The sequence below is a fragment of the Streptomyces sp. NPDC004065 genome, assembly GCF_044903565.1.
In the GTDB taxonomy this organism is placed as follows: Bacteria; Actinomycetota; Actinomycetes; order Streptomycetales; family Streptomycetaceae; genus Streptomyces.
The window spans coordinates 61889-82969 of record NZ_JBJDQT010000036.1 but is presented as its reverse complement, the minus strand read 5'-3'; the positions used below and the strand labels follow the sequence as shown (position 1 = coordinate 82969).

The 21081-nt window shown below is 74.9% G+C and carries 19 protein-coding genes; 8 read left to right on the top strand and 11 right to left on the bottom strand.

The genetic code is table 11. From position 1 onward, the window contains the following. Positions 1–133: 133 nt before the first annotated feature. A complete protein-coding gene (locus ACI2LW_RS29865; protein ID WP_404734360.1) occupies positions 134–361 on the bottom strand; it encodes a DUF4287 domain-containing protein in 228 nt (75 codons plus the stop codon). A 101-nt stretch (positions 362–462) separates the two neighbouring features. Here ACI2LW_RS29865 and ACI2LW_RS29860 point away from each other — a divergent pair, with 101 nt between their 5' ends. After that, a complete protein-coding gene (locus tag ACI2LW_RS29860; RefSeq protein WP_404734359.1) occupies positions 463–774 on the top strand; it encodes a hypothetical protein in 312 nt (103 codons plus the stop codon). A gap of 126 nt (positions 775–900) precedes the next feature. Here the strand turns inward: ACI2LW_RS29860 and ACI2LW_RS29855 are convergent, their stop codons facing one another. The 3 genes from ACI2LW_RS29855 to ACI2LW_RS29845 form a co-directional block, all read right to left on the bottom strand. Beyond that, positions 901–1698 carry a hypothetical protein gene (locus tag ACI2LW_RS29855; protein ID WP_404734358.1) on the bottom strand — a complete coding sequence of 266 codons (798 nt, stop codon included), beginning with the start codon at positions 1696–1698 and terminating at the stop codon, positions 901–903. A 370-nt stretch (positions 1699–2068) separates the two neighbouring features. Next, the gene (locus tag ACI2LW_RS29850) at positions 2069–3289 is read right to left on the bottom strand and encodes an acetyl-CoA C-acetyltransferase (protein ID WP_404734357.1); all 1221 of its coding nucleotides are present in this window, start codon (positions 3287–3289) and stop codon (positions 2069–2071) included. Between the two features lie 722 nt (positions 3290–4011). Further along, positions 4012–5037 (bottom strand): SGNH/GDSL hydrolase family protein, encoded by a 1026-nt coding sequence (locus tag ACI2LW_RS29845; protein WP_404734356.1) that lies wholly within the window; start codon positions 5035–5037, stop codon positions 4012–4014. Positions 5038–5197: 160 nt separating this feature from the next. Between ACI2LW_RS29845 and ACI2LW_RS29840 the strand changes: the two genes are divergently transcribed. Next, positions 5198–6589 (top strand): cystathionine beta-synthase, encoded by a 1392-nt coding sequence (locus tag ACI2LW_RS29840; RefSeq protein ID WP_404734355.1) that lies wholly within the window; start codon positions 5198–5200, stop codon positions 6587–6589. A 512-nt stretch (positions 6590–7101) separates the two neighbouring features. On the opposite strand, the gene ACI2LW_RS29835 is transcribed toward ACI2LW_RS29840, so the two are convergent. Then, entirely contained in the window at positions 7102–7539 is a 438-nt protein-coding gene (locus ACI2LW_RS29835) for a hypothetical protein (protein WP_404734354.1), read from the bottom strand. 195 nt (positions 7540–7734) lie between these two features. Here ACI2LW_RS29835 and ACI2LW_RS29830 point away from each other — a divergent pair, with 195 nt between their 5' ends. Both ACI2LW_RS29830 and ACI2LW_RS29825 read left to right on the top strand, forming a co-directional pair. Next, the gene (locus ACI2LW_RS29830; RefSeq protein WP_404734353.1) at positions 7735–8577 is read left to right on the top strand and encodes a MurR/RpiR family transcriptional regulator; all 843 of its coding nucleotides are present in this window, start codon (positions 7735–7737) and stop codon (positions 8575–8577) included. 674 nt (positions 8578–9251) lie between these two features. After that, positions 9252–9890 carry a hypothetical protein gene (locus ACI2LW_RS29825; RefSeq protein ID WP_404734352.1) on the top strand — a complete coding sequence of 213 codons (639 nt, stop codon included), beginning with the start codon at positions 9252–9254 and terminating at the stop codon, positions 9888–9890. 28 nt (positions 9891–9918) lie between these two features. Here ACI2LW_RS29825 and ACI2LW_RS29820 read toward each other — a convergent pair whose 3' ends face one another. The 5 genes from ACI2LW_RS29820 to ACI2LW_RS29800 form a co-directional block, all read right to left on the bottom strand. Then, entirely contained in the window at positions 9919–10293 is a 375-nt protein-coding gene (locus ACI2LW_RS29820) for a hypothetical protein (protein WP_404734351.1), read from the bottom strand. Between the two features lie 19 nt (positions 10294–10312). Further along, a complete protein-coding gene (locus tag ACI2LW_RS29815; RefSeq protein WP_404734350.1) occupies positions 10313–10816 on the bottom strand; it encodes a roadblock/LC7 domain-containing protein in 504 nt (167 codons plus the stop codon). Between the two features lie 13 nt (positions 10817–10829). Continuing rightward, entirely contained in the window at positions 10830–11681 is an 852-nt protein-coding gene (locus tag ACI2LW_RS29810) for a transcriptional regulator (RefSeq protein ID WP_404734349.1), read from the bottom strand. Continuing rightward, positions 11678–12070 carry a hypothetical protein gene (locus ACI2LW_RS29805; protein ID WP_404734348.1) on the bottom strand — a complete coding sequence of 131 codons (393 nt, stop codon included), beginning with the start codon at positions 12068–12070 and terminating at the stop codon, positions 11678–11680. The genes ACI2LW_RS29810 and ACI2LW_RS29805 overlap by 4 nt, the downstream gene beginning before the upstream one ends. 169 nt (positions 12071–12239) lie before the next feature. Next, positions 12240–13673 (bottom strand): diaminopimelate decarboxylase, encoded by a 1434-nt coding sequence (locus ACI2LW_RS29800; RefSeq protein ID WP_404734347.1) that lies wholly within the window; start codon positions 13671–13673, stop codon positions 12240–12242. A gap of 228 nt (positions 13674–13901) precedes the next feature. On the opposite strand from ACI2LW_RS29800, the gene hutU reads away from it, so the two are divergent. From hutU to hutI, 4 genes are read left to right on the top strand one after another with little or no spacing between them, the layout of a single operon-like run. Continuing rightward, positions 13902–15566: a urocanate hydratase gene (gene hutU / locus ACI2LW_RS29795; RefSeq protein ID WP_404734346.1), complete on the top strand. Its 1665-nt coding sequence runs from the start codon at positions 13902–13904 to the stop codon at positions 15564–15566. After that, on the top strand, positions 15563–16780 hold the full coding sequence (locus tag ACI2LW_RS29790) for an allantoate amidohydrolase (protein ID WP_404734345.1): 1218 nt from the start codon (positions 15563–15565) through the stop codon (positions 16778–16780). The genes hutU and ACI2LW_RS29790 overlap by 4 nt, the downstream gene beginning before the upstream one ends. Then, positions 16777–18126 (top strand): formimidoylglutamate deiminase, encoded by a 1350-nt coding sequence (locus ACI2LW_RS29785; RefSeq protein ID WP_404734344.1) that lies wholly within the window; start codon positions 16777–16779, stop codon positions 18124–18126. The genes ACI2LW_RS29790 and ACI2LW_RS29785 overlap by 4 nt, the downstream gene beginning before the upstream one ends. A 26-nt stretch (positions 18127–18152) precedes the next feature. After that, on the top strand, positions 18153–19346 hold the full coding sequence (gene hutI / locus ACI2LW_RS29780) for an imidazolonepropionase (RefSeq protein ID WP_404734343.1): 1194 nt from the start codon (positions 18153–18155) through the stop codon (positions 19344–19346). Between the two features lie 10 nt (positions 19347–19356). Here hutI and ACI2LW_RS29775 read toward each other — a convergent pair whose 3' ends face one another. Beyond that, positions 19357–20925 carry a ricin-type beta-trefoil lectin domain protein gene (locus ACI2LW_RS29775; protein WP_404734342.1) on the bottom strand — a complete coding sequence of 523 codons (1569 nt, stop codon included), beginning with the start codon at positions 20923–20925 and terminating at the stop codon, positions 19357–19359. Positions 20926–21081: the final 156 nt, after the last annotated feature.

The window sequence follows — 21081 nt, the reverse complement described above, 5'->3', positions numbered from 1 at the left end:
CAAGACGCTCGGCTGGGATACCCCAGCCGAGCGTCTACGTGATCTACTCACCACCTGAAACCAAGTGGTGTTGCGACGACCCCTTGAACCCAAGCTCCCCGGGGCCCTTCGTCGTCTCGGCGTGCCGCCACGCCTAGAGCAGTTTGCGCGCCGCCCTCCTCAGGTCGTACTCGTGGATGATGGCCTTGGCGTGGCCGTACGCGAGGTTGTGCTCGTGGCGGAGCCAGCTGAGCTTCTCCTCGAAGCAGAGCGCGGGGCCTTCTTCGACGGTGCGCAGCCAGTCGGTGACTTCACGACCGGTGCAATGGGGGATGCGGGCGAGCAGATTGCGATGGGTCTCCTCGGAGAAGACTTGGGACATCGGCGCCTCCGGACGCATTCGATGAAGCCGGTCCTTCACGTCACCGTGCCCGACCGTTCGCGTATTGGCAACAGTCCCGGTGCGGCGCGTAGTCTCGCCGCGTGGTTGACACGACATCTCTGACCCGGGCCGTGGATCACTTCGCCGACCGTCTCCGGGCCGCACCGCAGAGCCGGCTGCAGCGGTCGGCCGCGGCCGAGGCACTGGCGCTGGCCAGGGAGTTCGCCCGGCGCGCGCAGGTGCTGGAGGAGCCCGGGACGCGGCCGCGCGAGATGCCCGACGCCGGTATGTTCGCCGCCGCCGACCAGGTCACCGTGGCCGGCCACGACCTCGCCCTCGTACTGACGGACGAGGCCGAGGTCGAGGAGGCGGTGCGGCTGGTGCGGGAGGCGCAGCAGCGCGCGGGGGTCTGAGGACCGCCCCGCGCGCGACGGCCGTCGCGACGGCTGCGGCGGGGCGTCGTGACGGCCGGGCGCGAGGGGCTCGCGGCGGCCGGGCGCGAGGGGCTCGCGGCGGCCGGGGCGAGGGGCTCGCGAAGGCTACAGCGAGGCGATGACCCGGTCCGCGAGGATGTAGACGTTCTCCTCGCCGCAGGCGAAGGTGAGGGCGTAGGCGCCGGAGACCCCCGAGCCGCCCAGCAGGACCGGGGACTCGCCCGCGCGCAGGGCGGCGGCCAGGCGCTCCGCGGTCTCGCGGTGGCCCGGGGTCATGCACAGCGTGGTGCCGTCCGCGAAGACGTAGACGTCGAGGGTGCCCAGCGGGCCCGGGCGGACGTCGGCCAGCTCGACCCGGGAGTCGGCGAGCTGCTCCAGCGCGGCGACCGTGCGCTCGTGGTCGCCGACGACGGGGGAGGGGTGCGGGGTGAAGTCCGGGTGCGAGGGGTGGCGGCGCCGGGCCGCGGCCAGCTCGGCGGACTCCCCGGCGGAGCCGCCCTCCTCGGCGTCCTGACCCGTCTCGGTCACCGGCTCCAGGTGGTCCATGCCGGCGAAGTCGGCCTGCCGCGGCAGGAACAGCTCGCTGTCGGGCAGCCCGAGCAGGGACGGCGCGTCGGCGGCGTCGCGGGCCTCCTGGGCGGCCCAGAAGGCGCGCGCCTCGGCCAGCTCCCGCTCCCGCTCCTCGGCCAGGGCCTGGACCACGGCGGCGCGTATCTGCTCGGCGTCGCTGTGGCTGCGGGCGGCGGGCAGCAGGGCGCGCGCGGTCGCGGCGTAGTTCTCCGCGAGCTGCTCCTGCAGCGCCGAGACCTGACGGCGCAGCGCGAAGAGCGTGCGCAGGACGGCGACGCCCACGGCGCCGGTGGCGACCGTGGTGAGCAGCAAAGCGATCGGCATGGCGCTCACTGACGTACTCCCGGGTTCAAGGTAGACCCCCGACTTCCTACATCAGCTTGAAGGGCGGACTATCCAACTGTCAGTGCGTAACATCACGAAACGGACGGAAAAGAAGCCCTCCGGTGATCCGGTGGGACTTCCCAGGCGGGCCTGACCTGCGCGAACATCCCTCCCGAGGGAGATAGGTCACACTCTGGGGGAGATTGGATCACAAAACGGCCCGGAATCCAGGCGCTTCTTGGATTCCGGGCCGTTCGATGACGCTGGGTGCTATGGCGGGCACTGACGGTCCCTCACCGGCCGTCCCGCGGGCCGCGCGTGAGCCGGCCGTCCCGCGGGCCGCGCGTGAGCCGGTCGCCGGCGCCCGGCCGGCGCGCGGTCAGCTGAGGCGCTCGATGACCATGGCCATGCCCTGGCCGCCGCCGACGCACATCGTCTCCAGGCCGAACTGCTTGTCGTGGAACTGCAGGGAGTTGATCAGCGTGCCGGTGATACGGGCGCCGGTCATGCCGAAGGGGTGGCCCACGGCGATGGCGCCGCCGTTGACGTTCAGCTTGTCGAGGTCGATGCCGAGGTCGCGGTAGGAGGGGATCACCTGGGCGGCGAACGCCTCGTTGATCTCGACCAGGTCGATGTCGTCGATGGTCAGGCCGGCCCGCCGCAGCGCCTGCTTGCTGGCCTCGACCGGGCCGAGGCCCATGATCTCGGGGGACAGGCCGGAGACGCCGGTGGAGACGATCCGGGCGAGCGGGGTCAGGCCCAGCTCGCGCGCCTTGGTGTCGGACATGATGACCAGCGCGGCGGCGCCGTCGTTGAGCGGGCAGCAGTTGCCGGCGGTGACCATGCCGTCGGGGCGGAAGACCGGCTTGAGACCGGAGACGCCCTCGAGGGTGACGCCCGCGCGGGGGCCGTCGTCCTTGCTGACGACCGTGCCGTCGGGCAGCGTCACCGGGGTGATCTCGCGCTCCCAGAAGCCGTTCTTGATGGCCTCCTCGGCGAGGTTCTGCGAACGGACGCCGAACTCGTCCATCTCCTGGCGGGTGACGCCCTTCCAGCGGGCGAGGTTCTCGGCGGTCTGGCCCATCGCGATGTAGGCGTCGGGGAGCAGGCCGTCCTCGCGCGGGTCGTGCCAGGTGGTGCCCTCCTGCTCGGCGACGGCGGCGGTACGGGCCTCGGCCTCGGCGAACAGCGGGTTGTGCGTGTCGGGCAGGCTGTCGGAGTTGCCCTTGGTGAAGCGCGAGACCATCTCGACACCGGCCGAGATGAAGACGTCGCCCTCGCCGGCCTTGATCGCGTGCAGGGCCATGCGGGAGGTCTGCAGCGAGGACGAGCAGTAGCGGGTGATCGTGCAGCCGGGCAGGTGGTCCATGCCCATCTGTACGGCGACGATCCGGCCGAGGTTGTTGCCCTGCTCGCCGCCGGGCAGGCCGCAGCCGAGCATCAGGTCGTCGATGTCCCTGGGGTCCAGCTCGGGAACCTTCGCGAGGGCCGCCTGCACGATGGTGGCGGCCAGGTCGTCGGGGCGCAGCTCCTTCAGGGAGCCCTTGAAGGCGCGGCCGATGGGGGAGCGGGCGGTCGAGACGATCACGGCTTCGGGCATCACGGCTCCTGAGTGGGTACGGGGTACGAGCGGATGGGCAGGGCTGGTTGGGAAGTTACCCGTACGTATGCACCGGGTCACGGGTATGGCGGTGTGATCCTGACCGCAACTTTCTAAGCGCTTGCTTGGTCCTCCGTCGGCGGAGCCGTCCCCGCACGCCGGCGCCCCCCTCCACGGACCCCGGTCCCCAGCCGCCCCGCTCCCAAACGGCCCCGAGGCCTCGACGGGCCCGGCTCCCGGCCCGATCCCGGCCCTGGCCCTGGCCCTGGCCCCCGATCCTCGGGCCCGGACCTCCCGGTCCCGGTCCGCCCGGGGCGCAGGCCCGCCCCGGGTGGCCTGCGCCCCGGGATGCGGGGGCGCGGCCCGCTCGCCCCCGCACGGGCTCGTCGTCGAGTGCTGGGTGGGGCCTTGGCGGCCGTGGGCGGGTGGGGTGGTGGGTGTCCGGGTCGCCGGGCGTACCCGGGGGTGAAGTGGCCCCGTCCCCGGCCGGGGGCCGGGCCGATCGCGGGCGGGGCCGGCCCGGTGCCGGCCGTCCACCCCGGGGGGCGGGGACGGGCCGATCGCCGCCGGGGTCGGCCGGGGACGGGCCGATCGCCGGCCGGGGTCGGCCAGGTGCCGGACCGGCCGCCGGCGCCGGGGCCGAGCGGGTCCCCGGCTGACTGGCGCCGGGGGCGGGGGCCGGGAGCTCCCGGGCGCGCAGGCCCGGGAGGCGGGGCCGGGGTTCAGGGCGAGGGGGTCGCCGGGGCCGGTTCCGGTTCGGGGACCCGCCTGCGGCGGCGGCGCTTGAGAAGGGCCCACGGGCCGCGCGGGCCGGTCGGCATGGCGGCCGTGACCTCCGTGCCCGCCTCCGACGCGGCCTCCGCCGCCGCCCGGGCCACCGGCAGGAAGCCCTCGCGCCGGGAGACGTCCGGCCGTTCCTCCTCGGCCGGCCACAGGCCCAGCGCCGCGCAGACCGTCGGCAGCACCGCCATCGCCGCCGTGGCGTACCCCTCGGCGGAGGGGTGGTAGTTGTCCGGCCCGAACAGCTCGCGCGGGTTCGCCGCGAACTCCGGGCCCAGCAGGTCGCCCAGCGACACCGTGCGGCCCCCCTGCTCCACCACCCCGATCGTCTGCGCCGCCGCCAGCTGCCGCGAGGCCCGCCGGGCCAGCCACCGCAGCGGCTGCTGGACCGGCTCGATCGTGCCGAGGTCCGGACAGGTGCCCACCACCACCTCCGCGCCCGCCGTGCGCAGCCGCCGCACCGCGGCCGACAGATGGCGCACCGAGCGGGTCGGGGGCATGCGATGGGTCACGTCGTTGGCGCCGATCATGATCACGCAGATGTCGGGCACCAGGGCCGGATCGGCCAGCACCAGCGCCACCTGGCGGTCCAGGTCGTCGGACTGCGCCCCGGGCAGCGCCACGTTCCGCAGCCGCACCGGCCGCTCGGCCACCGCCGCCAGCCCCGAGGCGAGCAGTGCGCCCGGCGTCTGCCCGGCCCGGTGGACGCCCTGCCCCGCGGCGGTGGAGTCACCGAGCAGGGTCAGACGCAGCGGGGGCTCGCCGGGGGTGTCGTAGCCGCGGCCGTACAGCCCGTCGGCGACCGGCACGTGGTTGTCCGTGCCGTTGCCGACGTGACGCTTGGCCAGCTGCACCTCGGCCAGCAGCAACCCGGCGGCCGCCGCGCCGGCCAGCCCGAGCCCGCCGCCCCCGTACGCGGCGCCGGCCGCGATCCGCCGGGCCACTCGCGCCCTCGACATGCTCGTCATGCCTCGCCGCCACCTCCCGCATAGCCGTACACCCAGTCCTTGCCCCGTACCGACCGTCGCCCAATCTCGACGGTGAGTGAACGACCGCGGCGGACGGGCGGCTGGCCTTAGGCTGGCGGAACCACCACGACCACCTTTTTTGCAGCAACCGGAGACAACGGTGCAATTCCACGACTCGATGATCAGCCTCGTCGGCAACACCCCGCTGGTGAAGCTCAACAACGTCACCAAGGGCATCAAGGCGACGGTCCTGGCCAAGGTCGAGTACTTCAACCCGGGCGGCTCCGTGAAGGACCGCATCGCCCTGCGCATGATCGAGGCGGCCGAGCAGAGCGGTGAGCTCAAGCCGGGCGGCACGATCGTCGAGCCGACCAGTGGCAACACCGGCGTGGGACTGGCCATCGTGGCCCAGCAGAAGGGCTACAAGTGCATCTTCGTCTGCCCGGACAAGGTCTCCACGGACAAGATCAACGTGCTGCGCGCCTACGGGGCGGAGGTGGTCGTGTGCCCCACGGCCGTGGCGCCGGAGCACCCGGACTCCTACTACAACGTCTCCGACCGGCTGGTGCGTGAGACGCCGGGCGCCTGGAAGCCCGACCAGTACTCCAACCCGAACAACCCGCTGTCGCACTATCACTCCACCGGTCCCGAGCTGTGGGAGCAGACCGAGGGCCGGATCACCCACTTCGTGGCGGGCGTCGGCACCGGCGGCACCATCTCGGGCACCGGCCGCTATCTGAAGGACGTCAGCGACGGCCGGGTCAAGGTCGTCGGCGCCGACCCCGAGGGCTCGGTGTACTCCGGCGGCTCCGGCCGGCCGTACCTGGTGGAGGGCGTCGGCGAGGACTTCTGGCCGACCGCCTACGACCGCTCGGTCGCCGACGAGATCGTGGCCGTCTCGGACAAGGACTCCTTCCAGATGACCCGCCGCCTCGCCAAGGAGGAGGGCCTGCTGGTGGGCGGCTCCTGCGGGATGGCCGTCGTCGCCGCGCTGCGGGTCGCCGAGCGGCTGGGCGAGGACGACGTCGTGGTGGTCCTGCTGCCGGACAGCGGGCGCGGCTATCTGTCGAAGATCTTCAACGACGAGTGGATGGCCGACTACGGCTTCCTCGAGGACGAGGGCCCCAGCGCCCGCGTGGCCGACGTGCTGAGCGACAAGGAGGGCGGCTCCATTCCCTCCCTGGTCCACATGCACCCCGACGAGACGGTCGGCCAGGCCATCGAGGTGCTGCGCGAGTACGGCGTCTCGCAGATGCCGATCGTCAAGCCGGGCGCCGGCCACCCGGACGTCATGGCGGCGGAGGTCGTCGGGTCCGTGGTCGAGCGGGAGCTGCTGGACGCGCTGTTCACCAAGCGCGCCTCGCTGGAGGACCCGCTGGAGAAGCACATGTCCGCCCCGCTGCCGCAGGTCGGCTCCGGTGAGCCGGTCGCCGACCTCATGTCGGTGCTCGGCGCGGCGGACGCGGCGATCGTGCTGGTGGAGGGCAAGCCCACCGGCGTGGTCAGCCGGCAGGACCTGCTGTCCTTCCTGGCCAAGGGCGGAAAGCAGTAGCGAACACCCGGCGCACCGCCGGGGCGGGCCGGCCCGGGGACGTGTCGGCACGTCAGAAGCCCGTGGACTTCGCGGAAGTGGTACGAGCACGTCACGTTCGCGCAGCACCGGCTTAACACGGGTGGGGCAGATTGGTGGGCGTCGGCACGGAGAGGGGCCGCCACCCAGGCGTCAGGCACTGGGGAAGGCGTCCCGACCGGGCCGGCGCCGTACGGCGCCAAGGACCTCCGGAGCGGCTCCCGGACCTCCATGGACGCCATGGACGCGCAAGCCCGGCCCTGACCCGGCCCGCGTCCCTCGCGGGGACCGCCGTCGTCCCGCCCCCCGGCAACGGGGGTGCGGCGGTCCCCGCGCATCCCGTTCCCGGCGGCCTCCGCGGTTCCGGCGTCCCCTGCGGTTCCGGCGGGATCGCAGGGGACGCCGGGATCACAGCGGCCCCGGGACACAGCAGCCCTGGGATCACAGCGGCCCCGGGACCGCCGCCGGTGTTCCCGGCCGGCCGGCCGGTCCGGTCATTCCTCCCAGTCGGCGTCCCTGCCGGGGCGGCGGCGCCGGCCGCGGAAGAGGTCCGGGTTGGTGCGGGCGGCCTGGACCGCGTTGACGCCGACGATGCCCATCCAGGCGGCCAGGAGCCCGGGCAGATGGCCCAGCGAGCCGCCGATCGCGGACAGCGGGACGGCCAGCACCAGCGACACGATGCCGAACCCGAAGCGCTCCCCCCAGGAGTCGGTGGGCTTCGGCGACCGCGCGTCCCGGGCCGCCGCCATCTGCTGCTCGGCGAACTGCCGGCGCACCCGGCGCTCGATGGCGCCGTCGATGTGCTGGTCGACCTTCTCCAGGAACGAATCGACCAGCGCGGACTCGTACTCCTCGCCCAGGTCCCCGCGGACCCGCAGGGTGGCGTCGAGGTCCTTCTTCAGGTCGGTGCCGTGCGCGTCCCTACCGCTCATGCCGCCAGGCTAGGGAGCGGGCCGGGGCGCCGCACTGGGGGTAGCCCCCGTGTTCGCGGGGTGGTTCCGCGTTCGCGGGTGGCCCCGCCTTGCCCGTTCTGTATGACGTCATGCAGAGTTCTAGTTGTCTGAATAGAAACTGGTCGGGGAGTACTCTCCCGGGTCGTCGACGACTTCTGGAGGGGGAGAAACGGCATGAGCGTGACCGACAGCCCTGCCGCACGGCTGCAGGCGCTCTTCGAGGGGCACCGGCTGACGCCGACCCAGAGGCGCATCGCGCACTGCATGGTGCGGCGGGCCGCCGACGTGCCGTTCCTGTCCAGCGTCGAGCTGGCCGAACTGGCCGGGGTCAGCCAGCCGTCGGTGACCCGGTTCGCGGTCGCCCTGGGCTTCGACGGCTATCCGGCGCTGCGCCGTCACCTGCGCGAGGTCGGGCCCGCCGAGCCGGCGGCCCGCGCGGAGTCGTACAACGAGTACCAGCAGGCCGTCGAGGCCGAGATCGAGAACCTGCGGCACCTCGCCGAGGCGCTGGCCGATCCGCGGCCGGTGCGGGAGGCCGGGCGCGTCCTCGCCGCCTCGCGCCCGCTGCCCGTCCTCGGGCTGCGGGCGGCGGCCTCCCAGGCGTACGGCTTCTCGTACTTCGCCGCCAAGGTCCACCCGGACGTACGGCTGCTCGACGAGGGCGGCTCGATGATCCAGGACCGCATCGCGGGCGCCGTACGGGCCGGCGCCTCGGCGCTGCTGTGCTTCGCGCTGCCCCGGCACCCCAGGGAGGTCGTCGACGCGCTCGCCTTCGCCCGGGAGGCCGGGCTGACCGTCGTCACGGTCGCGGACTCGGTGTTCGCGCCGGTGGCGAAGTACTCCGACCTGCTGCTGCCGGCGGCCGTCGGCACGGGCCTCGCCTTCGACACGGCGTGCGCGCCGATGCTGCTCGGGCGGGTGCTGCTGGAGGCCATGTGCGACGACCTGCCGGACGCGCAGGCGCGGCTGGAGGAGTTCGACGCGGCGGCCGCGGCACGCGGGCTGTTCGTGGAGTGACGGACCGTCCCCCCGCCGTGGGAACCGGCCGGCCTCGCCGCGCGGTGGACCGGCCGGCCTCGCCGCGCGGACGGCCCGCCCGCCCCGCCGCGCGGACCGGCGGGCCGCCAGGCCGCCGGGCGGCGGCAGCGGGTCGGCGTTCCTGGGCGCGGGCACACGTGGGCTCTTGGCCGTCGGGGACGCCGGGTCCCTGGACGGCGTGTCCCGGGCGGTGGTGCGCGGGGGCGCGAGCGGTCCGGGCCAGGGTGGCGGACGGCCGTCCACGGCCGGGTCGCGGACGGCGGCGACGGACGGCGGCGGGCGCCCGGGTACGGGACGGCTGTGCCGTCCCGCCGACGCGACGGCCGCGTGTCGGCGGCCCCGGGTGATGCGGGTCGCGGGGGCGGTGCCCGGGGGCCCTTGGGGAGGTGCGCGTCGTACGGGTGGGAGGTGCGCGTCGTACGGGCGGTCCACCGGCCGTCGCTGTGCGCGCCCCGCCAACCGTCGCCGGGTGGCGCCGCGGCCGTCGCCGGGTGGTGCGGCGGCCGTCGCCCGGCGGTGCGGCGGGCCCCGGGCCGTACCGGCCGTGCCCGGCGGTGGCCGGTTCGAGGTCGGTGACTTCTCAGACTCGTCTCAGCAACGCCCGCTAATCTCCCGGGCGAACGCAGTGTGCCAAGACGAGAAGGAGGCGGCAGGTGGCACGCGCAGGGCAGGCGGGGCAGTCGGCAAGGGCGGGCCGGGGAGGGCGCGGAGGCCATGGACTGGCCCGGGTCGCCGTCGTCGTACGGGCCGGAGCGGCGCCGTTGTGGTGGCTCGGGGTGCTGGCGGCGGGGACCGGCGCGCTGGTGCCGGGACTGACCGGGCGCCGGACCGGGCTGCTGGCCGGGGCGGCGCTGTACGTGCTCACCGCGGCCGTCGTCGCGGGCGTCCGCCGCCGGCGGTACGTGGCCCTCGCCCGGGGCGCCGCCCGGGCCGGGCGGCACGACGTCCTCCAGGACCGCGCGGTCACCGCCCGCGTCTGGCGGCGCGGCCACCGCTGGTGGCTGCTGCTCGCCTTCCTGGCCGCGCTCGCCGGTTCGGCGGTGCTGCCCGCGGCCGGCGGGATGCTGCTGGCCGGCGCCGGGACCGGGCTGCGGCTGAAGGCGGCCTGGCTGGGACGGCGGGAGCGGGCCGGGGACGCACTGCTGTGGGTGCGGGTCGACTGGCTGGACAAGCGCGGCGGAAGCCCCGCGGGCAGGAAGGTCAGGGCCCTGCGCAGCACCGGCATCGCGGCCGGCGACGCGGCCCCGGGTGGGGCGCGTCGCCGCACCGCTGCGCTGGTCCGGCAGGGATGACGGGGGCCTCCCGTCCGCGGGGGCCGGATCAGACCTCGAGGTCCTCCTCGATCTTCCTCAGCTGGTGGCGGGCCATCGCCAGGTTGGCCCGCTTGGAGTCGAGGACGAGATAGAGGAAGAGGCCGTTGCCGCCGCGGCCGCTGATCAGGCGGATCATGTGGTACTGGTCGGTCAGGGTGATCAGGACGTCCTCGATCTGCCCCTTGAGGCCGAGGTGCTCCATGGTGCGCATCTTGGCGCGGACGACGTCCGTGTTGCCCGCGGCGGCGACGTTGAGGTCGAAGGTCTTGCTGCCGCCCATCGTGCCCAGCGCCATGCCGCTGGTGTAGTCGACGAGCGCGACGCCGGTCGCGCCCTCGATGGAGGCGAGGCATTCCTTCAGGCAGGTCTCGGTGTTGGCCATGTCGTATCTCCTTGGTTCTCTAACTTTCGGTTGGGGTGGGCGCGTTGGTGCCCGTGGTGCGGGGCGCGCGCGTGGTTCTGGTCCGTGCGGCACCGGTGCGGGCCGCCGGCCGGGCGCCCTTGGCCGGTGCCCTGCCGAGGGCGCGGGCCGCCGCCTCGGCGTCGACCAGCTCCCCGATACGGGTGCCGCTCCGGCGGCCTTCCAGGTGCAGCCGGCCGACGTTGACGCGGTCCTGGGCGAGCAGCGTCAGCACCGCGGTACGGCCGGCGGCGTAGGTGGCGACATAGCCGTAGACGCCCCGTACCAGCAGCTCGCGCAGATCGCCCTGGCCGGTCACGTCCGCCATCCGCACCGCGACGCCGAGCGCCGTCGCGGTGAGCGCCGCGACGCCCTCCGGTTCCACGCCCGGGGTGTCGTGGGCCAGGACGAGGCCGTCGACACTGGCGGCGAGGGCGCCGGTGAGCTGGGGGACGCGGGCCCTCAGCCGGCGCAGCTCGTCGAGGATCTCGGGCTCGGCCGGCATCCGGTGTCTCCTCTCAAAGGGCCTCCAGCGCATCCCTGAGCCTCTTCAGCAGCGTGATGTGGGGGTCGGTGGTGAACGCCGGCCGGTCGGCCGGGCCGGACACCGGCTGGACGGGCACCGACGCAACGGGTGCCGGTGGTGGCGCCGGCCGCGGCGCCACCAGGCCCGCGGCCACCAGGCGCCGGACGTCCACCAGCGTGTGGAACGCCTGCCGGCCCAGCTCCCGGGCCAGCTCGGTCGCGGTGCGGACGCCGTCGACCCGCTCCAGCAGGGCGTACTGGCGCAGGGTGAGCCGGGGGGCCGCGCCCGCGTACGTCCGCACCAGCGGGGCGGAGTCGGGACGGGTGTCGGGCCAGATGCGGTGCAGCAGCTCCCGGCGCCGGACGGTCTCCCGTTCCAGCGCGGAAACAGGGACCGGCACCACCGGCCCGAGCCGGTGGGCGACGCCGTAGCGGAAGCGGCCCGGGGTGCTGCTCGGCGCGAGGGCGAAGTAGGCCGCGTCGTAGAGGGCGCCGAGGTGGCACAGCTGGAGCGCGCCCTCGGTGAGGTGGCCCGCGTCGAGCAGCAGGCGGGCGGCGCCGCGCCGCTCGTCGGCCCGCGATACGGCCTCCCGCCAGGCGCCGGCGTCGAGCGTGCCGTGCGCGGTCAGCAGCACCTCCAGGCCGGGGGCCAGGGCGGACTCGGCGTGCACCACGTGGCCCTCGCTCAGATAGAGCGTGCCGCGCTCGCGGACCAGGACGCCGGTGGCCTGCTCGGCGGCGAGCCGGGTGAGCATCGGCGAGACGCCGCCCCAGGGCCGCTCGGCCGCGGCCACCCTGTCGCGCACGGGCAGCCGGGGCGGGGGAGTCGTGTCGACCACGGTCATCCCAGCACCAGCCGCTCCGCCATCTCGCCCATCCGTATCCGCGCCAGGGCCAGGTTGCCCTCGGCGCGGGCCAGCCACAGGTGCAGGAAGACGCTGCTGTCGAAGGAGGTGTCCACGAACCGCAGCAGGTGGTAGCTGTCCCGGTTGCTGACGATCAGGTCCTCGACCGGAGGCCGCTCGCCGCCGGGGTCGTCACCGGAGGCGAACGCCCCGTGCTCGGCGGCCAGCCGGGCCAGTTCGGCGGCCTCCGCCGCGGTCGTCTCGTGATCGCCGCCCGGGGACTCGCCGACCGTGCCCAGGGCAAGACCGCTCGTCCAGTCGACCAGCGCGGCACCTCTGGCGCCGGGCAGCCGCATGGCTTCCAGAAGGCACTCGTCGATTCCGGGCACCGTTGTTCCCCTCCCGCCTGGGGTTCGGCTGAGTGATGCCGACGCTACGCACCGTGTGCGGAAGGGATGGGGGTTACGGCATTTTCCGGTGGAACATGCGACCGAGGGGCTAATGTGGGTCAACTGACCCGGGTTTCACACCAGTTGCACCCGGTGTCCCAGGCGTGCCTCAAGAGCGTGCGGAGGCGTGCAGAGTGGTGAGCGCCGAGACGTGCGCCCCTCCGGCCTCGGCCACGATCTCCTCGGGCGGCTGCGGCTCGCGCACGGTGGCGAAGGCGATCCCTCCCGAGCCGTCCGGGGCGAAGCCGTGGACGCCGGGCCTGGGCAGGGAGTTGTAGGCGTAGTGGTGCGCGAAGTAGTAGGCGCCCGTGTCCAGCGCGGCCACGTGGTCGCCGGGCCGCAGCAGCGGCAGCGCGCGGGCCTCGGCGAGCAGGTCGCCGGCGAAGCAGGCGGGCCCGGCGACGTCCTGCACCACCTCGGGTCCCGTCCGGGGCCGCCCCTCGGCGTCGTACGCGGCCAGCCGCAGCGGCCACGCCCCGGGCGCGTAGACGGTGCGGGTGGCGACCTGCACGCCGGCGTGGGTCACGGCGACCGGCCGCCCGCCGGCGCTCTTGGTGTACTCCACCCGCGCCACCAGCGTGCCCTGCTCGGCCAGCAGCGACCGCCCGAACTCGGTCACCAGCCCGTACCGCCCGTCGAACAGCCCCGGCACCACCTCGCGCAGCAGCCGCGCGTACTGCGCGTGGGTGGGCGTGGTCGCCTCCGAGCCGAAGTTCACCGGCAGCCCGCCGCCGATGTCGAGGGTGTCGATCTGCCGCCGTCCGGCGCGCGCGTTGATCTCCTCGGCGAGGGCGTAGGTACGGGCCACGCCCTGCGCCATCAGGTACAGCGGGATGCCCTGCGAGCCGGTGTGGGCGTGCAGCCGGGTCAGCCACGGCCGGTCCAGGCACGCCCGTACGACCCAGGCGCGCGCCCCCTCGTCGCGCAGTGCCACCCCGAACTTCGAGGTCGCCGTGGCCGTCGACAGCGCCTCGATGGAACCGCCGCCGACCTGCGGGTTCACCCTGATCCCCAGGGGTGAGCGGGGAGCGGTGCGCGCCATCAGGGCGTCGATGCGCTCCAGCTCCTGGGGGTTGTCGGCGTTGACGGCGATACCGAGCGCCAGCGCCTCGCGCAGCTCGTCGGGGGTCTTGGCGGGCGAGTCCAGCACGGTGCGCTCCGGCGGCACCCCGGCCGCCCGGGCCAGCGCCAGCTCGCCCGGGCTCGCCACCTCCGCGCCGATGCCCTCCTCGTGCAGCAGCCGCAGCACGGGCACCAGGGGGGTGGCCTTCACCGCGAAGGCGTGCAGTACGGGGGTGCCCGGCGCGGCCACCGCCTCGAAGGCGGCCCTGAGTGCCGCCGCCGACCGGCGGATGCCGACGACGTCGAGCAGGCCCACCACGGGCGTACGGGGTCCGAGCAGCCCGCGCCGCACCGCCGCCCGCACCGCCAGGTCCCGCCGGGCGGCCCGCTCGCGGGCGTCGTCGCCGTGGCCGGAGTCCGTACGCCCATCCGTACGCCCGCCCGCATGCCCAGCCGTACGCCCATCCGTAGGCCCGCTCATACGCCCATCCGTACGTCCGTCCATGCCCTCGTCCCCCGTCCCGTCACCGCCGGCCGCCATGGACCCAGCCAAACATCCCGGCCGCGCGACTGTCGGCACCCCGACGTATTGACTAGTTCTATTCATCAGGTCACGATGTGAATAACTGCGAAGAGCCGCAGTGAGTGCGCCGGGAGCCGGCACCGCCGGATCCCGTCCGCGAAGACCCGTCCGTCAGGAGGCAGACCCATGTCAGGACCCCGGCCCGTCCGAGCGCCGCGAGGTACGGAACTGAGCGCCCTGGGATGGCAGCAGGAAGCCGCCCTGCGGATGCTGCAGAACAACCTCGACCCCGAGGTCGCCGAGCACCCCGACAAGCTCGTCGTCTACGGCGGCACCGGCAAGGCGGCCCGCGACTGGCGCTCCTTCGACGCGATGGTGCGCACGCTGAGGACCCTCAAGGCCGACGAGACCATGCTCGTCCAGTCCGGCCGGCCGGTCGGCGTGATGCAGACCCACGAGTGGGCCCCGCGCGTGCTCCTGGCCAACTCCAATCTCGTCGGCGACTGGGCCAACTGGGAGGAGTTCCGCCGCCTGGAGGCCCTCGGCCTGACCATGTACGGCCAGATGACGGCCGGCTCCTGGATCTACATCGGCACCCAGGGCATCCTCCAGGGCACCTACGAGACCTTCGCCGCCGTCGCCGCCAAGAGGTTCGGCGGCACCCTCGCCGGCACCATCACCCTGACGGCCGGCCTCGGCGGCATGGGCGGCGCCCAGCCGCTCGCCGTCACCATGAACGACGGCGTCGCCCTCTGCGTCGACTGCGACCCGCGCGCCATCGAGCGCCGTATCGAGCACCGCTACCTCGACGTGCGGGCCGACAGCCTCGAGCACGCCCTCCAGCTCGCCGTCGAGGCCCGCGACCAGCGCCGGCCCCTGTCGATCGGCGTCCTCGGCAACGCCGCCGAACTCGTGCCCCAGCTGCTCGCCCTGGGCGCGCCCATCGACATCGTCACCGACCAGACCTCCGCCCACGACCCGCTGTCCTACCTGCCCCTCGGCCTCGACTTCGAGGACATGGCCGAGGCCGCCGCCAAGGACCCGGCCGGCTTCACCACCCGCGCCCGCGAGTCCATGGCCCGGCACGTGGAGGCGATGGTCGGCTTCCAGGACGCCGGCGCCGAGGTCTTCGACTACGGCAACTCCATCCGCGGCGAGGCCCAACTGGCCGGTTACGACCGCGCGTTCGCCTTCCCCGGCTTCGTCCCGGCGTACATCCGGCCGCTGTTCTGCGAGGGCAAGGGCCCCTTCCGCTGGGCCGCGCTGTCCGGCGAGGCCTCCGACATCGCCAAGACCGACAAGGCGATCCTGGAGCTGTTCCCCGAGAACGAGTCCCTGGCCCGCTGGATCAAAATGGCCGGCGAGCGGGTGCGCTTCCAGGGCCTGCCCGCCCGCATCTGCTGGCTCGGCTACGGCGAGCGCGACAAGGCGGGCGAGCGGTTCAACGACATGGTGGCGAGCGGCGAGCTGGCCGCACCGGTCGTCATCGGCCGCGACCACCTCGACTGCGGCTCCGTCGCCTCCCCGTACCGCGAGACGGAGGCCATGCTCGACGGCTCCGACGCGATCGCCGACTGGCCGCTGCTGAACGCCATGGTGAACGTGGCCTCCGGCGCCTCCTGGGTGTCGATCCACCACGGCGGCGGCGTCGGCATGGGGCGCTCCATCCACGCCGGGCAGGTCACGGTCGCCGACGGCACGCCGCTGGCCGGCGAGAAGATCCGGCGGGTGCTCACCAACGACCCCGGCATGGGCGTCATCCGGCACGTGGACGCCGGGTACGACGTCGCGGAGTCGGTCGCGGGCGAGCGGGGCGTTCGCGTCCCGATGCGCGAGGGTGAGGAGCGTTGAGCTTCCACAGCATGTGGGCGGAGCTGCTGCCGGTCGGCCGCGGCTCCGCCTCCGGCGGCTACCGCCGCTTCGCCTGGACCGGCGCCGACGCCGAGTGCCGGGCCTGGTTCAAGGACCAGGCCGAGGCCCGCGGGCTCGCGTACGAGGCCGACCGCAACGGCAACCAGTGGGCCTGGCTGGGCGACCCGGCCGCCGGGAACGCCGTCGTGACCGGCTCGCACCTGGACTCGGTGCCCGACGGCGGGGCGTTCGACGGGCCGCTCGGCGTCGTCTCCTCCTTCGCCGCGCTCGACGAACTGCGCGCCAGGGGAGCGCGGTTCACCAGGCCCCTGGCCGTCGTCAACTTCGGCGACGAGGAGGGCGCGCGGTTCGGGCTCGCCTGCGTCGGCTCACGGCTGACCGCGGGCGTGCTCACCGCCGAGCAGGCGCGTCTGCTGACCGACGGCGACGGGATCACCCTGCCGCAGGCCATGGAGGCCGCCGGGTACGACCCGGAGGCCATCGGACCCGACCCCGAGCGGCTGGCCCGCATCGGGGCCTTCGTGGAACTGCACGTCGAGCAGGGCCGGGCCCTGGACCTGACCGGGGACCCGGTGGGCGTCGCCAGCGCCATCTGGCCGCACGGGCGGTGGCGGTTCGACTTCCGCGGCGAGGCCAACCACGCCGGCACCACACGGCTGGACGACCGGCGCGACCCGATGCTGCCCTACGCCGAGACCGTGCTCGCCGCCCGCCGCGAGGCCCGCCTCGCCGGCGCCGTCGCCACCTTCGGCAAGATCGCCGTGGAGCCGAACGGCGTCAACGCCGTCCCCTCCCTGGTGCGCGGCTGGCTCGACTCCCGCGCCCCCGGCCGGGAAGCCCTGGACGCCGTGGTGACCGGCATCGAGCGGGCCGCCCGCGAGTACGCCGCCGCGCACGGCGTGGACCTGGACGTGGTGCGCGAGTCCTTCACCCCCGTCGTCGAGTTCGACCACGCCCTGCGCGACGAGCTCGCCCGGATCCTGGGTAAGGACACCGGGGCCGAGGTACCCGTCCTCGGGACGGGCGCCGGACACGACGCCGGAATCCTCTCCGGGAGCGTCCCCACCGCCATGCTGTTCGTGCGCAACCCCACCGGCGTCTCGCACTCCCCGGCCGAGTTCGCGGCCGAGGACGACTGCCTGGCCGGGGTGCGCGCACTCGCCGACGTACTGGAAGGACTGGCCTGCACGTGACCTCCACCGAGCGGACGCGGACGTACTGGCTGGAGCAGGCCTGGCTGGGCACCCACGTGGAACCGGGCGTGGCCCTCGACGTGCGGGACGGGCGCATCGCGGCCGTGCGCACCGGTGCGCACACCGCGCCGCCGGGCGCCGAACCCCTGCGCGGCCTGACCCTGCCCGGCCTGGCCAACACCCACAGCCACGCCTTCCACCGGGCCCTGCGCGGCACGGTCCAGGTCGGCTCGGGCACCTTCTGGACCTGGCGCGAGTTCATGTACGCCACGGCCGCCCGGCTCACCCCGGAGAACTACCACGCCCTGGCCCGCGCGGTGTACGCCGAGATGGCGCTGGCCGGCATCACCGCCGTGGGCGAGTTCCACTACCTCCACCACGCCCCCGGCGGCTCCCGGTACACGGACCCCAACGCGATGGGCGAGGCGCTGATCGACGCCGCCGCCGAGGCCGGCATCCGCATCACCCTCCTGGACACCTGCTACCTGTCCGCCGGCTTCGGGCAGCCGCCCACCAGCCACCAGCTGCGCTTCTCCGACGGGACGGCCGAGGCCTGGGCCGAACGCTGCGCGGAGCTGACGGACCGGGACCACGCCCGGATCGGGGCCGCCGTGCACTCGGTGCGGGCCGTGCCCGCCCGGGAGCTCGCCACGGTCGCGGACTGGGCCGAGGCGCGCAGCGCCCCCCTCCATGTGCACCTGTCCGAGCAGACCCGCGAGAACGACGCCTGCCAGGCGGCCCACGGCTGCAGCCCGGCCCGGCTGCTCGCCGACCACGGCGTCCTCGGCCCGCGCACCACCGGGGTGCACAACACCCACCTCACCGACGACGACATCGCCCTGCTCGGCCGCTCCGGCACCGGCACCTGCATGTGCCCGACCACCGAACGCGACCTGGCCGACGGCATCGGCCCCGCCGCCGCCCTCCAGCGCGCCGGCTCCCCGCTCAGCCTCGGCTCCGACAGCCACGCGGTCATCGACCTGCTCGAGGAGGCCCGCGCGATGGAGCTGAACGAGCGGCTGCGCACCCGCACCCGCGGCCACTGGACGGCCGCCGCCCTGCTGCGGGCCGCCACCGCCGACGGTCACGCCGCCCTCGGCTGGGACGAGGCGGGCACCCTCACCCCCGGCGCCCTCGCCGACTTCACCACGATCGCGCTGGACTCGGTCCGCACGGCGGGCACGCTGCCCAGGCTCGGCGCCGAGACGGCCGTGTTCGCGGCCACGGCGGCGGACGTGCGGCACACCGTCGTCGGCGGCCGCCATCTCGTGCGCGACGGCGTCCACGCCCTCGTACCCGACGTGCCGGCCGCGCTGGCGGACGCCGTCGAAGCCCTGCGCGGCTGACGCCCGCCGCCCCACGGAAGGACCCCATGAGCAGCACCACCGGCAGCGACCGCACGGCCACCGTCATCACCGGCATCGCCACGCTGGTCACCAACGACCCCTCCCACGGCGGGTCCCCGCTCGGCGTGATCCGGGACGCGGCCCTCGTCCTCGAGGGCGACCGCGTCGTGTGGACCGGCGCGTCGGGCCGGGCGCCCGCCGCCGACCACCGGGTCGACGCGGGCGGCCGGGCGGTGATCCCGGGCTTCGTGGACTCCCACTCCCACCTGGTCTTCGCGGGCGACCGCACCGAGGAGTTCAACGCCCGCATGTCCGGCCGCGCCTACAGCGCGGGCGGCATCCGCACCACCGTGGCCGCCACCCGCGCCGCCGGCGACGCGGAACTGGAGGCCAACCTCACCCGGTACCTCGCCGAGGCCCTGCGCCAGGGCACCACCACCCTGGAGACGAAGTCCGGCTACGGCCTGACCGTCGGCGACGAGTCCCGCGCCCTGCGCATCGCCGCCCGCCACACGGACGAGGTCACCTACCTCGGCGCGCACGTCGTCCCGCCCGAGTACGCCGGTGACCCGGCCGGCTACGTCGACCTGGTCACCGGGGAGATGCTGGACGCCTGCGCCCCGCACGCCCGCTGGATCGACGTCTTCTGCGAGCGGGGCGCCTTCGACGGCGACCAGGCCCGCGCGATCCTCACCGCCGGAAAGGCCAGGGGCCTGCGTCCGCGCGTCCACGCCAACCAGCTCGGCCACGGCCCCGGCGTGCAGCTCGCCGTCGAGCTGGACGCGGCCAGCGCCGACCACTGCACGCATCTGACGGACGCCGACGTCGACGCGCTGGCCCACAGCGACACCGTCGCCACCCTCCTGCCCGGCGCCGAGTTCTCCACCCGCGCCCCGTGGCCGGACGCCCGCCGCCTCCTCGACGCGGGCGTCACGGTCGCCCTGTCGACCGACTGCAACCCGGGCTCGTCCTTCACGTCCTCGGTGCCGTTCTGCATCGCCCTCGCCGTGCGGGACATGGGCATGACCCCGGACGAGGCGGTGTGGTCGGCCACCGCCGGCGGCGCCGCGGCCCTGCGCCGCACCGACGTCGGCCGGCTCGCCCCCGGGGCCCGCGCCGACCTCGTGGTCCTGGACGCGCCCAGCCACGTCCACCTCGCCTACCGCCCGGGCGTCCCCCTGGCCGGCCAGGTCTGGCGGGGCGGGGTGCGCGCGGTGTGACGGGCCGCGCTCAGGCGTCGCCCGACCGCCACCGCTGGTCCGCGTCCCCGGTCAGCGGATCGAAGGACAGCTCGCCGCCGTAGTGCGCGGTCAGGCCGGTCTCGATGGCGACGGCCGGGCGGATCACCCCGTCCGGGTCGACGGTGAACGTCAGGTTGTCGCCGTGCCTGCCGTCGACCGAGTCGCAGTGCCAGATGCCCACGCCGTTGTCCACCGAGCCGCGGCTGTCCAGGCAGAAGTCCGGGTCGGCGGCGGACTGCAGGACCCCGCGCGAGGAGTCCACCCGCCAGCGCTGGGTGGCCGCGGGGCCGCAGGGCTCCAGGTCCACGTCCGTGCCGTCGTCGAAGTCGCCGGCCACGTCCAGGCAGCGGCCCGTGGCGGCGTTCACCACCTGCGCGGGGGCCGCGCCCGGCGGCCACACCGTCGGCGGGGGCGGGGTCGGTCTCGGCTTCGGGCGTGCCGTGCGGGAGGGAGCGGGCGCGGGCCTGGCGGAGACCGTCGGCGGCCTGGAGGTGGCCGACGGGGACGGGGGCGCGGTCGTGCCCGGCACCGTCGCGGTCACCGTCACCCGCGGCGGCGCCGGCGGGGTGGCCGCCGCGCCCGCCGGCCGCCGGTCCGTCCCGCCGCCGCCCGAGGTGAGCAGCAGGAGCAGCACCGGTGTCAGCGCCACGCCGAGCGCCACCGCGGCCAGCACATGGCGGCGCGAGGGCGGCCACCCGGTGGCGCGCGGGCCGGGCCGCCGCACGGGTGCCGGGGCGTCGGCGGACCGGTGCCGGGTGACGTACGCCGTGCCGCCCCAGGGCAGCAGGCCCTCGGCCAGCGCGGTGCGCGGCTGGTCGCGCAGCGCGGTCTGCTCCTCGAACGCGGCCGTGCAGTGCGCGCAGTGCGCCATGTGGGCCTGCAGGTCGGAGCTGGTACGGGCGTTGTCGGGCCGTACGGCCTCCTCGATCAGCCGGCGGAAGTCGCCGCAGCACGGATCGTCGGAGGCGGCGAGCCGGGCCCGCAGGCACGCCTGGGCCATGGTCTGCAGTGCCTGCGGGGTCTCGAACACCACGTCCTGGCGGGTGACGCCGAGATACCCGGCCGTGCGCTCCACGTCCTCCCGCTCCACGGTCCCGTACCAGACCATGCCCTGGGCGCGCAGCGGCAGCGACTGGAAGGCCGTGAGCAGCGGCGGTACGGGGCCGTCGCCGCCCGCCGTGTTCAGCACCAGCAGCAGCCCGGCGTCCAGGCCGCCGGAGCGCCCCTCGCGCGCCCAGGAGGCGGCCAGCCGGGCGGTCAGCAACAGCAGGTGCAGCCGCACCGGGACGCCGGGGTCCACCCCGCGGGCCGTCTCGCGGGCGGCGTGCGTGAAGGCCTGGGCCGCGAGCTGGCGCGCCGCGGACTCGCTCGTCGCGCACTGGCGCGCGTAGGCGAGCACGGCACCGTGGTGGCGGGTGCGCAGTTCCCGCAGCGCCGGGTAGACGGCCGGCGTGCCGGCCCGCAGCAGCGCGGTCAGCCGCGCGTCGGACGCGTCCGCGTACGGCCCGCCGCCCGCGTCCCCGGTCTCGACGTCGCTGTCGGTTCCGGCCCGAGCCATGCACCCGCCTCCTCGCGCCCCGGCCGGGCTGTTGCGTCGTCACGTACCGGCCGGTTCGGGGGGTGACCCTAGTGGTACCGGGGGGTGCGGGGAAGAGGTTTCCCCGGGTAACCGAAGGGGCCCGTCCGGCGCCCTCGGGCTCCCGGACGGACACCT

Excerpts from the sequence above, each read along its gene's own strand:
- ACI2LW_RS29865 (WP_404734360.1), bottom strand. The coding sequence starts at position 361 with ATGTCCCAAGTCTTCTCCGAGGAGACCCATCGCAATCTGCTCGCCCGC.
- ACI2LW_RS29850 (WP_404734357.1), bottom strand. The coding sequence starts at position 3,289 with ATGCCCGAAGCCGTGATCGTCTCGACCGCCCGCTCCCCCATCGGCCGC.
- ACI2LW_RS29845 (WP_404734356.1), bottom strand. The coding sequence starts at position 5,037 with ATGACGAGCATGTCGAGGGCGCGAGTGGCCCGGCGGATCGCGGCCGGC.
- ACI2LW_RS29835 (WP_404734354.1), bottom strand. The coding sequence starts at position 7,539 with ATGAGCGGTAGGGACGCGCACGGCACCGACCTGAAGAAGGACCTCGAC.
- ACI2LW_RS29830 (WP_404734353.1), top strand. The coding sequence starts at position 7,735 with ATGAGCGTGACCGACAGCCCTGCCGCACGGCTGCAGGCGCTCTTCGAG.
- ACI2LW_RS29820 (WP_404734351.1), bottom strand. The coding sequence starts at position 10,293 with ATGGCCAACACCGAGACCTGCCTGAAGGAATGCCTCGCCTCCATCGAG.
- ACI2LW_RS29815 (WP_404734350.1), bottom strand. The coding sequence starts at position 10,816 with ATGCCGGCCGAGCCCGAGATCCTCGACGAGCTGCGCCGGCTGAGGGCC.
- ACI2LW_RS29810 (WP_404734349.1), bottom strand. The coding sequence starts at position 11,681 with ATGACCGTGGTCGACACGACTCCCCCGCCCCGGCTGCCCGTGCGCGAC.
- ACI2LW_RS29800 (WP_404734347.1), bottom strand. The coding sequence starts at position 13,673 with ATGAGCGGGCCTACGGATGGGCGTACGGCTGGGCATGCGGGCGGGCGT.
- hutU (WP_404734346.1), top strand. The coding sequence starts at position 13,902 with ATGTCAGGACCCCGGCCCGTCCGAGCGCCGCGAGGTACGGAACTGAGC.
- hutI (WP_404734343.1), top strand. The coding sequence starts at position 18,153 with ATGAGCAGCACCACCGGCAGCGACCGCACGGCCACCGTCATCACCGGC.
- ACI2LW_RS29775 (WP_404734342.1), bottom strand. The coding sequence starts at position 20,925 with ATGGCTCGGGCCGGAACCGACAGCGACGTCGAGACCGGGGACGCGGGC.